General features: G+C 68.5%; 14 protein-coding genes. 2 read left to right on the forward strand and 12 right to left on the reverse strand.

Going from position 1 to position 13,909, the window contains the following annotated elements; genetic code table 11:
• Positions 1-23: 23 nt before the first annotated feature.
• The 12 genes from DDZ14_RS06170 to DDZ14_RS06225 form a co-directional block, all read right to left on the reverse strand.
• Entirely contained in the window at positions 24-509 is a 486-nt protein-coding gene (locus DDZ14_RS06170; RefSeq protein WP_109424067.1) for a flavodoxin family protein, read from the reverse strand.
• Between the two features lie 207 nt (positions 510-716).
• Positions 717-2,417 (reverse strand): hypothetical protein, encoded by a 1,701-nt coding sequence (locus DDZ14_RS06175; RefSeq protein WP_109424068.1) that lies wholly within the window; start codon positions 2,415-2,417, stop codon positions 717-719.
• Positions 2,418-2,625: 208 nt separating this feature from the next.
• Positions 2,626-3,603 (reverse strand): energy transducer TonB, encoded by a 978-nt coding sequence (locus tag DDZ14_RS06180; protein ID WP_146193097.1) that lies wholly within the window; start codon positions 3,601-3,603, stop codon positions 2,626-2,628.
• Positions 3,603-4,031: a biopolymer transporter ExbD gene (locus DDZ14_RS06185; RefSeq protein ID WP_109424070.1), complete on the reverse strand. Its 429-nt coding sequence runs from the start codon at positions 4,029-4,031 to the stop codon at positions 3,603-3,605. The genes DDZ14_RS06180 and DDZ14_RS06185 overlap by 1 nt, the downstream gene beginning before the upstream one ends.
• Positions 4,028-4,423, reverse strand: a complete 396-nt coding sequence (locus DDZ14_RS06190) for a biopolymer transporter ExbD (protein ID WP_109424071.1) — start codon at positions 4,421-4,423, stop codon at positions 4,028-4,030. Before DDZ14_RS06190 ends, DDZ14_RS06185 begins: the two co-directional genes overlap by 4 nt.
• Positions 4,395-5,210 carry a MotA/TolQ/ExbB proton channel family protein gene (locus tag DDZ14_RS06195; protein WP_199221297.1) on the reverse strand — a complete coding sequence of 272 codons (816 nt, stop codon included), beginning with the start codon at positions 5,208-5,210 and terminating at the stop codon, positions 4,395-4,397. Before DDZ14_RS06195 ends, DDZ14_RS06190 begins: the two co-directional genes overlap by 29 nt.
• A 12-nt stretch (positions 5,211-5,222) precedes the next feature.
• The gene (locus tag DDZ14_RS06200) at positions 5,223-5,642 is read right to left on the reverse strand and encodes a Tat pathway signal sequence domain protein (RefSeq protein ID WP_109424072.1); all 420 of its coding nucleotides are present in this window, start codon (positions 5,640-5,642) and stop codon (positions 5,223-5,225) included.
• 3 nt (positions 5,643-5,645) lie between these two features.
• Complete coding sequence (locus tag DDZ14_RS06205; protein ID WP_109424073.1) at positions 5,646-5,969, reverse strand: antibiotic biosynthesis monooxygenase; 324 nt, start codon at positions 5,967-5,969, stop codon at positions 5,646-5,648.
• Positions 5,960-6,766: an ATP-binding cassette domain-containing protein gene (locus tag DDZ14_RS06210; protein ID WP_109424074.1), complete on the reverse strand. Its 807-nt coding sequence runs from the start codon at positions 6,764-6,766 to the stop codon at positions 5,960-5,962. The genes DDZ14_RS06205 and DDZ14_RS06210 overlap by 10 nt, the downstream gene beginning before the upstream one ends.
• Positions 6,759-7,805 (reverse strand): iron ABC transporter permease, encoded by a 1,047-nt coding sequence (locus DDZ14_RS06215; RefSeq protein ID WP_199221298.1) that lies wholly within the window; start codon positions 7,803-7,805, stop codon positions 6,759-6,761. Before DDZ14_RS06215 ends, DDZ14_RS06210 begins: the two co-directional genes overlap by 8 nt.
• On the reverse strand, positions 7,802-8,704 hold the full coding sequence (locus tag DDZ14_RS06220) for a hemin ABC transporter substrate-binding protein (protein WP_109424075.1): 903 nt from the start codon (positions 8,702-8,704) through the stop codon (positions 7,802-7,804). Before DDZ14_RS06220 ends, DDZ14_RS06215 begins: the two co-directional genes overlap by 4 nt.
• Positions 8,705-8,712: 8 nt before the next feature.
• Positions 8,713-10,779 carry a TonB-dependent hemoglobin/transferrin/lactoferrin family receptor gene (locus DDZ14_RS06225; protein WP_146193098.1) on the reverse strand — a complete coding sequence of 689 codons (2,067 nt, stop codon included), beginning with the start codon at positions 10,777-10,779 and terminating at the stop codon, positions 8,713-8,715.
• 401 nt (positions 10,780-11,180) lie between these two features.
• On the opposite strand from DDZ14_RS06225, the gene DDZ14_RS06230 reads away from it, so the two are divergent.
• Positions 11,181-12,143 carry a GAF domain-containing protein gene (locus DDZ14_RS06230; RefSeq protein ID WP_233252505.1) on the forward strand — a complete coding sequence of 321 codons (963 nt, stop codon included), beginning with the start codon at positions 11,181-11,183 and terminating at the stop codon, positions 12,141-12,143.
• 132 nt (positions 12,144-12,275) lie between these two features.
• Complete coding sequence (gene adh / locus DDZ14_RS06235; RefSeq protein ID WP_109424078.1) at positions 12,276-13,796, forward strand: aldehyde dehydrogenase; 1,521 nt, start codon at positions 12,276-12,278, stop codon at positions 13,794-13,796.
• Positions 13,797-13,909: the final 113 nt, after the last annotated feature.

The following is a 13,909-nucleotide window of genomic DNA, read 5'->3' on the forward strand; positions in this document are numbered from 1 at the left end:
TCCGGCCGGCGCGGCGGCGGCGCTCAGAAGGCACCCATGGCCAGCCCTGCGGCCAGGGCCTGGCCGATCTCCCGGCATTGGTCGAGTTCGTCTTCGGGGATGGTCTTCTCGGCCAGTATCTCTTCGGGCGTCTGGGCATGGGTGCAGATGATCAGCGGCTTCTGCACTTCCCTCAGCCGCCAGCCCTGGGCGATGCGCGCCGTCTGGCGGGCCGCGTTCGCTCCATCGGAGCCGGCGCAGACCATCTGGGCATAGGGCCGCCCTTCGATGCGCCCCAGAACGGGATAATAGCAGCGGTCGAAAAAATCCTTCATCACGCCCGCGATCGCGGCCAGGTTCTCGGGGGCGCAGAAGATGTACCCGTCCGCGCGTAGAAGATCGTCGGAGCCGGCCTCTGCGGCAGTCTTGAGAATGGTGGGCGTTTCATCTCTCGCGGCCTCGGCCGCCGCCTGCGCCATCTGCCGGCTGCCGCCTGTCTTGGAATGATACACGATCAGAAGCTCTGCCATCGGGCCGATGCTAGGCGGCCTCCATGCGATCCGCAACATATGGCCCCGAGTGGATATGTGCCCGCTTGCCCCCGCGGGGAGCCGAGGACGAAACCCGTAGAGCGATTGCCAGACCTCGCGAACTGGCTGGCGATGTGGTGACGCTACGCAGGGCTTTGGCCTTGTCCGGATGTGGGAGGGACAAGGCGCGCCATTTGTAAATCGGGGCTACGTTTTCGGGCCCGGCCGGAACCCTTCGAAAAACGGAGGCGCCGGCGCGGGATCGTCAGGCCGTGCAAGGTGGTCGCCCCAGCGCAGAGTCGCCTTGCCCTGCCCCGCAACCTCATGCGCCCCGCGCGCAAGGAGCGTGACGCTTCCCGGTGCGCGGACCTCGCCATCAAGCAGGATCGGGGCGTCGCTTTCCAATGTATAGGGACCGGGGATCAGGATTTCGATTGTCGTGCCCTCATCATCGAGGTCCAGTTCCTTGCCCGCGACCCAGATCACCCCCCAATGCGGGATGTAACTCTCCGCCAGCGCCACGCGATCCGCTTCCACCAGTGTCGCGTCGGGTTGCGGCGCATCAGGGTCCACCGCAGCCAGCAGATGCGGGCTGTTGACCAGCAGCAGGGGCACGGTCCGATTCTCAAGCGCCTCGCGAAAAACCGGACGCCCGCGGGAGGCATAATTAAGCATGCCCCAGCTCGACATGAAAAACCCGGTATGCGAAAAACTCGCAAGCGTATAGGAGCGGTCGAAATAGGCGACCGGTTCGGGAAAAATCTCATGAACCGCGGTGATCGTGCGCGCCTGATGGGCGAGACCACGCTCTGGAAGGCCGTGCCACGAGCGCAGGATCCCGACAGACAGGAGGATCACCAAAAGCCCCTGTAGCCACCTCACCCGCGCCAGCGCCGCCATGTTCGCGCCCGCAAGCAGCATGGCCGTCGGCAGGATGAAGACGTAAAAATAGGGGAAGGCGTTGCGGTAAAACACGAACGATCCGATGGGCAGGGCAAGCAGCAGCAGGACCGGAACCGCGCGCCACCCGCCGGACAGGTTGCGCCCCCCAAGCAGCACGACCGCAATCCCCCCTGCGACGAGCGCGCCCGAAAGCGGCGCATGGGAGAGCGCGACATACAGGTAGCCCCATCTGGGGAAAAGTTGCGTTTCAAGCAGCGTGGTCTTGGCCGCGTCGTTCAGCATCCGGCCCGCGATGGCACTGTTTCCGCCGGGAAGGCTCGCCTTGTGGGCGAAATAGAGCACTGCAAAGGCGGCGAATGTGCCGGCGACCATGACCATCAACCGCACGGCCACGCGCCAGCGGTTCTCGGCACGCAAAAGCCGCCACAGCGCAAGCCCGATAAAGGCCGGCGCGTAGAACACGGACTTGACCGTCACCATCGCCGCCAGCGCAGCGAGAAAACAGAACAAACCCATGCGCCATGCGGAAAGCGGACCGAGCAGCAAGACGAGGCTCATCAGCAGCAACAACACCGCCGCCGTGTCGGTGCGGAAACTCGTCCCGTTGACGAGAACATAGTCGAAGGACAGGTAGACCAGCAGGGTGAAGAGCGCCGGAACCTCGTCGAAGAACTCCCGCGCCAGCCGGAAGAGCGCCCAAAGGACACCGCATTGGCCAATCCACAGAACCGCGCGGGCCAGGCGGATTTGCTCGATCTCATCGCCACCGGTCGCGGGCAGCCCGGCCCAGAAATGAACGTGAACTGTCTGAAGCGGCAGGGTCAGTTCGCCCCGCAGATAGCTGTGTACCTGCGAGAGATAAAGGAACTCGTCCCAGTTGATTTCCTGCGTCAACGCAAGGTGCAGGCTGAGCAGCATCGCCAAGGCAATGCCGATCCGGAGCAAGAGCGCGATATCAATCCATCCGGGACCGCGCGCCAGCGAAATGCGGGCAATGGCGCTCATCCGGTCTCTCTGGCGGCTTTTTCGGCCAACGCCTCGACCGGGTCACAGGCGCCTGTCTGAATGACGGATTTCACTGCTTCTCCTGCGCCCCGAAAGCCTCCGGCCACGGCCTTTTCACCTACTATTCCTCTTTCGCCGCGCATCGCGCAAGACGGTGCGGCTACCTTTTCCTCGTTGTGCCTGAGGTGCCACTATCCCGGAATGCGGCTCAGCGCAGGAGAAACTGCATGGGCACTTTGAATTCGAGCTGCGCGCGGCCCATCTCCACGGGAATGCGCGGCAAGGGTTGCGCGCGGCGCAGAGTGTCCGCCATCGCGGCGTCGAGCAGCGGATGACCCGCGCTTTTCGTGATCCGGTAGGCGATGACATGTCCGGCGCCATCCATCCGGAACCAGATCGTCCCGGCGCCCTCGATGCGGCGGTGCCGGGCGGCGCGCGGGTAATGCTTGTGACGCGCGAGCCAGGCCGCGACACGGGCCGCAAAATCCGCGCGCGCCGCCGGGTTGCCGCCGCCGGTGCTGCCCATGCCGCTGCCTGCGCTGCGGCTACGCTGCGTGCCGCCCCGGCCCGCCGTGCCCGCCTTCGCCGGTGACGATACCGTCTGGCTTTCTGCGGTCACCTCACCTTTGGCCGGGGGACGGGCGCGCGGCGGCGGGCTCGGCTCCGGCGCGGCGGCAGCGGGTTCCGTGGCGCGCAGGACTTCCGGCCTGGGCGCGGCAGGTGCCGGCGGCGGGACTGGCGCGGGCCGGGCGTTACGCGGCGCGGCGGGCATATCGGCTTGGGTCGCCTCCACCTTTTCCGCCGGGGCGATTTTCACCGGCCGGGGTGCTGCGGCGGGTGACGGGTTCGACGCGGCAACCGGCGCGAGCGCGGCGTTCCGGGCTTCCGGCATGGGCGGGGCCGTGGGCAGCGGCGCCGGTTCCACCATGGCGGCATCGGGCGGCGGCGCCAGGCTTTCCGCCGCGGGCGGCGGTACGGCCGCGGCCGTGCCCGGCGCGCCGCCCGCCGGCCCCAGACCTATGGCGAGCCCGCCCTCTCCTTCGGCGCGGGCGCCGGTGTCGTCCGGTTGCCAGAAGACCAGCCCCAGCAAAAGCGTATGCGCAAGCGCCGCCCCCAGCAGCGCAAGCGCAGGCGCCCCCCGGCCCGCTGGCGGCTCCTGCAGCGGGTTCCAGGTTGCCACCGCCATCATGGCTTCCGAGGCCGCATGATCAGGGTGATGTCCGCTGCGCCGGCCGACTGCAGCCGCCGCATCATCGCCACCAGGTCGCTGGCGGGCACCTGCCCGTCGGCGCGCAACCGCAGCGGCATCTCCGGCGCCGCCGCCATCCGCTCTGCGAGGTCGGCGAGCAGCGCGGCCTCGGCCGTCTCGCGCCCGTCGAGGGCCAGCCTTCCACCGGCGCCCATCAGGACTTCCGCGCCTTCTCTTTCCGCCTCCGGCGCAGCAGCGGAGGCGCTGGGCTCCACCTCGAAGGGATCGGAGGCCGCAAGCTGCCCGGCCACCATGAAGAACACGAGCAGCAGGAAGACGACATTGATAAGCGGCATGATACGCGCATCGTCATCGACCGGCCCGGCGGCGCGGGCGAGGGACCGATGCTTTCCCCGCCGGATCATCGAGCGGCCTCCAGCAGGCTGACCTGCGCCACGCCCGCCGCCTCCAGTCGGTCGAGCACATCGACCAGCGCCGCGGTGGACACGCCGCCGCGCGGCAATACCAGAAGCCGCGCGGCGGCGCGCCTCGCCAGGGCGGTCTCCAGCGCGTTCCCGTCCACCGGGACGCCACCCAGCCGCACGTCGTTCGGCGCGACTTCCAGGACCAGCGCGCCGGAAAGACCGTCCCCCATGCCCGCACCGCCTGCCGAGAGCGGCATGCCGCGCCAATCCTCGAACCGGGTGGCCAGCATGAAGAAGACGAGCAGGATGAACACCACGTCGATCAGAGGGGTCAGCGAGATCCGCGCCGGCCGGCGCGGCGGATCACTCGGCCGCAGCGCGCCAGAGATCATGGCGAGCCTCCCCCGATCCGTCCGGCGCGGCGGCGAACAGGGCGGCAAGCGCCGAGTCCACCGCCCGCGCGGAGCGTTCGATGCGCCGGTCGAACCAGTTGAAGGCCGCCACGGCGGGAATGGCGACCGCCAGTCCCAGCGCGGTTGTCAGCAGCGCCTCCCATATCCCGCCCGAAAGCAGCGAGGGATCCACCCGCGTGCCGGCGGCTTCGAGCCGGGCGAAGGCTTCGATCATCCCCAGCACCGTGCCGAAGAGACCCAGAAGCGGCGCCAGCGCGCCGATCACTTCCAGCGGACGCATCCAGCCGCGCAGCGCCTCCAGCGCGTCGGCCGCCACCCGCCAGGCTTCCTCGCGCACGCGTTCCTCCGGGCGGTTCGAACAGAGGTCATCGGCCGCGCGTGCGGCGAGACGTGCGGGCAGGCTGTGCCCTTGGCGCAAGATGTCGCGCGCGGCCTCGGTCTCGCCGGCCTGCCAGCGGGCGAGACCGTCGCGCAGCGCGGCGCAGGGCGCCAGGCGCGCCCGGCGCAGATGCCAGAGCTTCCAGAGGATCAGCGCAAGCGCCAGAACCGAAAGCACCAGGAGGATCGCTGCCACCGGGCCGCCTGCGGCCAGTGTCTCATGCGCCGCGGCAAGCGCCGCTTCGGCCCCGTCGATCACGCTCTGCGGTCCCGCTGCGGGGTCCGGCAACGCGGATTCCCGCACCGGATAGGGCGGCACGGCCGTCGCCGGCGTGGGGCCTGCCCACTCGCCGACCGCCACGGCCGGGTCTCGCATCCGTTCTTCCATGACGAACCTTCCCTATCGGATCAGATCGACCGGACCGCGCGCCGAAACCGCCAGGGCCGCACCGCAGGCTTCGCCCTCGGCGGGCTCTGGAGTACAGGACAGGACCTCGTTGACCAGCACGCGCGCGACATCCGCGCAATCCAGCCCGGCCATGTCGAAGACCCTGACCCGCGTCCGGCCAGCGGCGACCGGCCCCAGATCGACGGCGAGCCGGCGATCGATCAACCCGTCCCGGTCGAAGATCACAAGATCCAGCGTCAGCCTCTCCACCGCCGCACCCGTGCTGTTGGTCACGACCATGTAGCTGCGGCATCCCTCCGGCTGATTCTCCAGCCTGTTGAGTTCGACCGCGAGCGTTGCGGGACCGGCCGCGGCACCCCGAGCTGCGAGGCAGAGCGCCGCCAGCGCCATTGTGAGAAGCCGCGCCCGCATGGCTCAGACCCGCGCCGGAATGTCTTCGAGCACTGCCTCGAAACCCTCGAATTGCGGGTGCCCGAGATAGAGCGGTTTGTTCTGCCCGGCATCCTTGTGCGCATCGCGGAACTGTTGCGATTTCGTCCAGGCCTCGAAATCGGCCCGGCTTTCCCAGATCGTGTGGGAAGCATAGAGCGTGTGATCCTCCGCCTCCGGGCCGCGCAGCAGGCGGAACTCGCGGAACCCTGCCATCTCATCCAGCCGGGTGCGGCGGCTGCGCCAGACTTCCTCGAAATCCGCTTCCTTGCCCTTCGCGACGCGAAAACGGTTCATGGCTATGAACATCCGAACTCTCCTTCCTGGGTTTCATGGTATCGGGGGACGACGGTCAACGGCCCGCCGCGCGGGCGCATCACCTGCATGGGCAGCCCGTAGACGCGGGTGAGCAAATCCGGGGCCAGCACCTCGTCCGGCGGACCGGCGGCGACAATCCGGCCCAGCCGCATCAGCGCCACGCGATCGGCCAGTGCGGCCGCGAGGGTCAGGTCATGCAGCACCGCCAGAACACCTGCGCCGTCGTGCGCGGCTGCCCGCGCGGCACGCAGCACCGCGCCCTGATGGGCCGGGTCGAGGCTGGCGGTCGGCTCATCGAGCAGCAACCAGCGCCCCGAACCCAGACAACGGCCCGCAGCCAGTTGTGCCAGCGCCCGCGCCATATGCGCGCGGTGCCGCTCGCCCCCCGACAACTGTCCGATCGGGCGGCCACGATGTCTGGTGAGACCCATCGCCGCGATCGATTCCGCCACGAGCCGCGCGGCCTGCACGGGCGGCAGGTCCGCCGGAATGGCGATTCCGACCAGGACCTCCAACGGGAAGCCTGCGGCCATGGCGGGCGTCTGTTCCAGCACCGCGCGGCGACGGGCCAGTGCCGACGCGGAGAGCGTCGCGGGATCCACACCGTCGATCCGCACGCAGCCTGCATCCGGGCGCAGCGCGCCCGACAGGCAGGCCAGAAGCGACGACTTCCCCGCCCCGTTCGGCCCCGCCAGGGCCAGCACCTCGCCCGGCGCGACCGCCAGGTCGACATCGCAAAGCACCTCGGCCCCGCCGAGCCGCCGGGATATGCCGCGCGCCTCAAGCATGGATCGTCCCGCGCCGGCGCAGGAGCAGCCACAGGAAGAACGGCCCGCCGATCAGGCTGGTGGCCAGGCCGATAGGCGGTTCGGCCGGCGGCACCGCCAGCCGCACACCCAGATCGGCCGCCAGCACGAGCGCCAGCCCGTAGAGCGCCGCGACCGGCAACAGCGCCCGGTGCGTCGGTCCGGTCGTGAGCCGCGCCAGCTGCGGCGCCACGAGGCCGATGAAACCGATGGGTCCCGCGGCCGCGGTCACCGCCCCGACCCCCAGCGCCGTAGCCAGGGCCAGCCGATGGTGTGCGGCGACGACATCCAGCCCGGCATGGAACGCCGCACGTTCGCCCAGTTGCATCAGGTCGAGCGCCCGCGCCGCGCGCAGCACGAGAAGCAGGGTCACGCCTGCGCAGCCCAGCGCCACGCCGACCACCGGCCAACCGGCGGCCCCGAGCCCGCCCATGCTCCAGAAGGTCAGGTCCCGCAATTGCTGGTCGTCGCTGACATAGACCAGCCCGCCGATCAGCGCGCCGGCGATGGCGTTCACGGCGACCCCGGCCAGGATGATCGTAGCGACGGCCCGCTCGCCGGCGCGGCGCACCAGTGCGAAAAGGAAGGCGATGACCGCCGCCCCGCCCGCGAAAGCGGCGAGCGGCAGAAGATAGGGCCGCAGGGCCGGCGGCAGGCCCGCGGCCAGCGCCTCACCCAGCACGATCGCGCTGACCGCGCCCAGCGAGGCGCCTCCGGTCACGCCGATCAGGCCGGGATCGGCCAGCGGGTTTCGCAGCATGCCCTGCATGGCGGCCCCCGACAGCGCCAGCGCAACGCCGGCCGCCAGAGCCAGCATCAGGCGCGGCAGCCGGATGTCGAGCAGGATCGCCCGCTCCATCGGCGCGCCGCCGCCCAACAGCACCGCCGCCACGCGGTCGGCGGCGATCGGCACAGGGCCGAGCATCAGGCCCGCAAGCGCGAGCAGGCCCGCTGTTGCACCCAGCAGCACCAGGGCCGGACGCCGCCGCGCACCGCCGGGGATATGCTGCGCGAGGCTCACAGGTCCAGCCGGTCCGCGGCATCGGGATGCAGCGCGCGAGCAAGATCGGCGATGGCGTGCGGCGTGCGCGGCCCCATTCCCACCAGATAGGCACCCGGCAGCGCGATGGCCCGGCCCACCCGCGCCGCCGGGGTGGCAGCGAATTCGGGCCGCGCGAAGACGGTCGCGGCACTCCCCAGGCTGCGCGCCTGATGGTCCATCATCACCACGGCCTCGGGTGCGGCGGCCAGGATCGCCTCGCGGCTCATCGGCCGGTAGCCCGTCACCTCGGCCCCGGCATTCGTCCCGCCGGCGCACAGGATCATCTCCTCCGCCGCGGTCCCCGCCCCGCCCACGACCGGCGCCCCGGATTGCAGCGACAGGACGAAGAGCACGCGCGGGCTGCGCTTCAACCGCGCCACCTGCCCGGATATCCGCGCGAGATCCGCCCGGAAGGACGCGGCCAAAGCAGTGGCCGCCCGCTCCCGACCAAGCTCGTGACCGGCGAAGGCGATCTTGCGCGGGATCTCCGCGGCTCGTTGCACATCGGGACCGATCGCGACCCGCAGCCCGGCCGCCGCGAGCCGGTCCAGTGTCGATGCCGGTCCCACGCCGTACTCGGCCAACAGCAGATCGGGCGTGAGAGAGAGCAACCCCTCGGGCGCCAGGTCGCGGAAATAACCGACCTGCGGCAGGGCACGCGCGGCCTCGGGCCAGGTGGAGGTGCTGTCCGCGCCCACCACGCGGCCGCCCGCGCCCAGGGCGAAGACGATCTCGGTCAGTGCCCCGCCTGCGACGATCACGCGCATGGGCGCGTCCGCGGCACCGGCACGCGTCGGCAGGACGATCGCCGCCGCACCGCCCAGCAGCAGGGTGCGGCGACGGATTGCGGCGGTAGCTTGCGACTGAATACAGATCATGGCGCCCCTCAGAAACTCATGCTCGCGGCCAGCTTGAAGGTGACGCCGGGTGAATTCAGCCCGTTCGGATGCACCCGGTAGCCCTTGTCGAGGATGTTGTCGACGCCCGCGGCCAGGACCGCCCCTTCCAGCGGTCCGGTTTGGGGTGCGTAGTTCGCGAAAATGTCGAAGACCGACGCGCCGCCCACGGGCTGCGAACCGTCCGGCAGATCATCCGCATCAAGCCCGCGCAGGAACGTGCCGCGCGCGCCGATCTCCAGTGCCGGGAGGGGACGCAGGCCGCCCGTCAGAACCAGCCGGTCCTGCGGGATCGAGCCCAGCTTGCCCGCGCCGTTCCTGCCGTCGCCGCGCGGGATGGTCAGCGAGGCGGAGGTGAACCAGCGGTCGGCATCGTACTCGGCACTGGCCTCCAGACCGTAGAGTTCGGCGTCGATGTTGCGCGACGTGGTGGAGCCGTTCACCGTATTCGCCACCGGATCGAAGGTGGAAAAGTCGATGAAGGTCACGACGGTGTCGATGAAATCGTCCACGCGCGCGTAATAGACATTGGCGGCCAGATCGAGCCGGTCGCCCTGCCCGAGCACCCCGCGGATGCGGTGGCGCGCGCCCAGTTCGATCTGGTCCGCTGTCTCCGGACGCAGGTCCGGCGAAGGCTGGAACTCGTTCACGCCGGTGAATGTCGGCGATCCGGGACCGCCCAGCGGGAAGCCGGGCACAGAGAAATGCACCCCTTGCGGGAACATCTCGGTGAGGGAAGCGGCGCGGAAGGAGCGCGAGGCGGAGGCGTAGATCTGGCTGTCTTCCGCCGGCCGCCAGGACAGCGCGACCTTGGGCGAGAACTTGTCGCCCGAGCGATCCGGGAAACCACCTTCGGGCTCGGTCTCGAAGGCGTCGAAACGCAGTCCGGTGGTGAGGGTCAGCTCCGACGAGAGAGGAACTTCCGCCTGGGCAAAGGCGGCGTAGAAGGTCTGTCGCGCATCCGGCACCTGCGCTCTGGCCACGCCGTCGCGGGTCGCCTCCTGCTCGTCGCGATAGATCTCCACCCCGTAGGCCATCGTCACCGGCAGGCCGAGGTCGAGTTTCGAGATGTTGGTGGCCTCGAAACCCAGTGTCTCGAAATCGGTGGTGTCGAAACGCCCGTCAAAGATGCGGTCCTCCTCCACCTTTGTGTTGTTGTAGTAGAGCAGCGTATCGAGGTTGATCAGGCTGTTGCCCGACGGGTTCCATTCGAGGTTCAGCCGCGTGGTATCGTAATCCAGGTCGCGATCGACGCTGGTGGTCGCGCTGCCCTGGGCGTTGGTGTTCGGCGGTGTACGGCCTTCGTCCTGATAGTGCTGGTGGCTGAATTCCAGCCGCAGCCCCTCGGACGGTTCGAGACCGAATTTGGCCAGGTAATTCTGGCTGTCGATCGCGCTGTCGATGATGTCGTCGCCGTTGCCGTCCCGGATGTCGTCGGAACGCGGCCGGTAGGCACCGAAGAGCAGCACGTCGAAAGGGCCTGACTTTGCAGCCACCGTGCCCGCCGACAGGAACTCGTTGCCGTTCGAGTTGTAGCCGAGTTTCGCCTGCGCGCCCGTGGAACGGCCCGGCGCGATGATATCCGCGGCATCCTTGGTGTCGAGGAAAACGACGCCCCCCAGCGCCCCCGACCCGAAGAGCGTGGACGCCCCGCCGCGCAGCACCTCGGCCTGTTTCAGGATCATCGGGTCGGTGAAGAAGCGGCCGCGATGGGCGAGATTGAAATTCTGCCGCGCGCCGTCGAGGCGCAGCACGACCTGTTCATCCTGGAAGCCGCGGATGTTGATTTCCTGGCTGACGCCGCGCGGGCCGCCTTCGATCGTCAGGCCCGGCTCGTCGCCGATCAGTTCCTCGTAGGTCGATGGCTGGCGCCGGATCACCTCCTGCTCGCCCACCACGCTGGCCGCGTTGGGCGTGTCAAACAACGCACGCTCGTCGCGCGCGCCACCGAAAATCGTGATCACAGGCAGATCGAGCGTCTGCTGCGCCATCGCGCCGCCGGCCTGCAACGTGCAGCAGATTGCCGCCGAAACCGAAATTTGAACATAGTTCTTCATGCGTTTCCCACCCTTCCCGTAAACGCCGGCGACCGGCGCTTCGCGGTTCTGGCTGCCCTGGCGCACCTTCGGCGGCCTTGGGTGGCGAAACCTCGGCTCTCCCCTACAAAAATCCGAGTCTAAAAGTCAAGTATTATAAGCCGTAACGAATCTACGACCCCAAGCCTCCCTGCGGGACAAATCGAGCCCAACGCGCGGCGCCCTGCGGCAACCGGATCCTTTGCGGGACGAACTGTTCCCGTGTTCAGTTCGGGGCCGACCGCACGGACTTTCGGTTCCCCCCGGCGCGACAACAGGATCCACTGTCACGTCGATCCCCCCGGCCTTCCGGGTATCTCGTCGCGACACGGTATCGTCGAGCGGCGTTTTGCTCTACGCTGGAAACCGGGAGGATGACTTACCTGGCAAAGCTCAGTCAGCATATCGATCGTGTCGTGCAGGCGGCCACCGACCCCGGTGCCGCCGCGCGATCGCGTCTCACGGCGTCCTGGCGCCGGTCGCTTGTGCATCACGGGCTCGACCCCGGACACAGGCAGGACGTGCAGCGCGTCACCGAACCGGCGCTCGCCGAGCGGCGCGCGCGCAGCGAAGCCATGCTGCGTGTCGCCGCCACGAAGATCGACGCATTGTACCAGCTGTTGGGCAGCTCTGGTTGCGGGGTGCTATTGACCGATGCCGAGGGTATCGTGCTCGACTTGCGGGCGGCCGACGGCGATGTCGGGGTCTTCGAGGCCTGGGGTCTCTGGCCCGGCTCCGACTGGTCGGAGGCCTCGGAGGGCACAAACGGGATCGGCACCTGCATCGCGGAGACACGCCGCGTGATCATCCACCGTGACGATCACTTCCACGCCCGGAACACCGCGATGAGTTGCATGGACGCGCCAATCTTCGGCCCGGATGGCGAATTGATAGGGGCGCTCGACGTGTCTTCGGCGCGGGCCGACCAGACCGAGAGTTTCAACCGGCTGATCGCGGCAATGGTCGTCCAGACCGCGCGGCAGATCGAGACCGACACGTTCCGAGCCAGTTTCCCCAAGGCGCGCATCCTGGTGACCGAAGCGCCCGAAAGCGATGCGGCGGCGCTGCTGGCCATTGATCGGGACGACCTGGTGATCGGTGCCACTCGCGGCGCGCGGCGCGCGTTCGGGCTGGCACAGACGGGGCGGCTGACCCCGGTGCCGACCGCCGACCTGCTTGGCCGCGATGAGGGCCCGACCGGGTTCGAAAAGGCCGAACGGGCGGCCGTGAAACGTGCGCTCGCCCGCGCGAGCGGCAATGTGTCCGAGGCCGCGCGCGCTCTGGGCGTGGGGCGCGCGACGCTCTATCGGCGCATGAAACGGCTGGGAATCGACGAGAACCGGTAAGCCTGTTTCAGTTCTGAGACACCCTGCCCTCACGACCTTCTCTCACCCTGCTGACGGCGTGGCCGGTTTGCGCCATTTCTTTTCCATCGCCTGCACGTCAGGTGCAGGGACTTTTGGAGGAGGAGATATCCCATGAACGAGATGACCAAGATGGCGGCCGAAAACACCTCGCCCTTCCGGCTGCGCTACGACAACTTCATCGGTGGAACCTTCGTTGCACCCGTCGGCGGCCAGTACTTCGACAATATCACGCCGATCACCGGCGCCAAGGTGTGCGAGGTCGCCCGATCGGGTGCCGAGGATGTCGAACTGGCGCTCGACGCGGCCCATGCCGCCAAGGACGCCTGGGGCAGGACTTCGGCCGCCGAGCGATCAAACATCCTGCTCAGGATCGCCGACCGGATCGAGGAGAACCTCGACCTGATCGCCACCGCAGAAACCTGGGACAACGGCAAGCCGATCCGCGAGACCACCGCCGCCGACATCCCCCTCTCGGTCGACCATTTCCGCTATTTCGCGGGCGTGCTGCGCGGCCAGGAAGGCACCATGTCCGAGATCGACGCCGACACCGTCGCCTATCACTTCCACGAACCGCTCGGCGTGGTCGGCCAGATCATCCCGTGGAACTTCTCGATCCTGATGGCCGCGTGGAAACTGGCCCCGGCGCTGGCCGCCGGCAACTGCATCGTGCTGAAGCCCGCCGAGCAGACCCCGGCCGCGATCATGGTGCTGATGGAACTGATCGGCGATCTGCTGCCCGCGGGTGTGCTGAACGTGGTCAACGGCTACGGCGCCGAGGTCGGCGCGCCGCTGGCCAAATCCCCGCGCATCGCCAAGATCGCCTTCACCGGCTCCACCGCAACGGGCCGCAAGATCATGGAGGCCGCCACCGTCAACCTGATCCCTGTGACGCTGGAGCTGGGCGGCAAGTCGCCCAACATCTTCTTCTCCGACGTGATGGCGCAGGATGACGCCTTCCTCGACAAGGCGGTCGAGGGCTTCGTCCTCTTCGCCTTCAATCAGGGCGAGGTCTGCACCTGCCCTTCGCGCGCGCTGATCCAGGAGGACATCTACGAGGAATTCATCGCCCGCTGCATCGCGCGCGTGAAGGCCATCAGGCAGGGCGACCCGCGCGATCCCGAAACCATGGTCGGCGCCCAGGCCAGCCAGGAGCAGCAGGAGAAGATCCTCTCCTACCTGACCATCGGCGTGGAGGAAGGCGCGGAAGTGCTGACCGGCGGCGACGCGGCCCGTTTCAACGGCGATCTGGCGGGCGGCTATTACATCCAGCCCACGATCCTCAAGGGCCACAACAAGATGCGCGTCTTCCAGGAGGAGATCTTCGGCCCCGTCGTGTCGGTGACGACCTTCAAGGACGAGGCCGAGGCGCTCGCCATCGCCAATGACACGATGTATGGCCTTGGCGCCGGCGTCTGGACCCGCGACGGCACCCGCGCCTATCGCTTCGGCCGCAGTATCGAGGCCGGCCGGGTCTGGGTGAACAACTACCACGCCTACCCGGCGCATGCGGCCTTCGGCGGCTACAAGCAATCGGGCATCGGGCGCGAGACCCACAAGATGATGCTCGATCACTACCAGCAAACCAAGAACATGCTGGTCAGCTACAATCCCAACAAGCTCGGCTTCTTCTGACCGGGTTCGCGAACCGCTTCGGCCGACCGGTCTTTCCGGTCGGCCGATACGCATCAGCCCGATCGTGACGGGCTGCCTCCCGCACCCGAATGTGCGAGATTGGACTGTCTTCC

Source organism: Maritimibacter sp. 55A14 (genome assembly GCF_003122205.1).
Taxonomy (GTDB): Bacteria; Pseudomonadota; Alphaproteobacteria; order Rhodobacterales; family Rhodobacteraceae; genus QEYE01.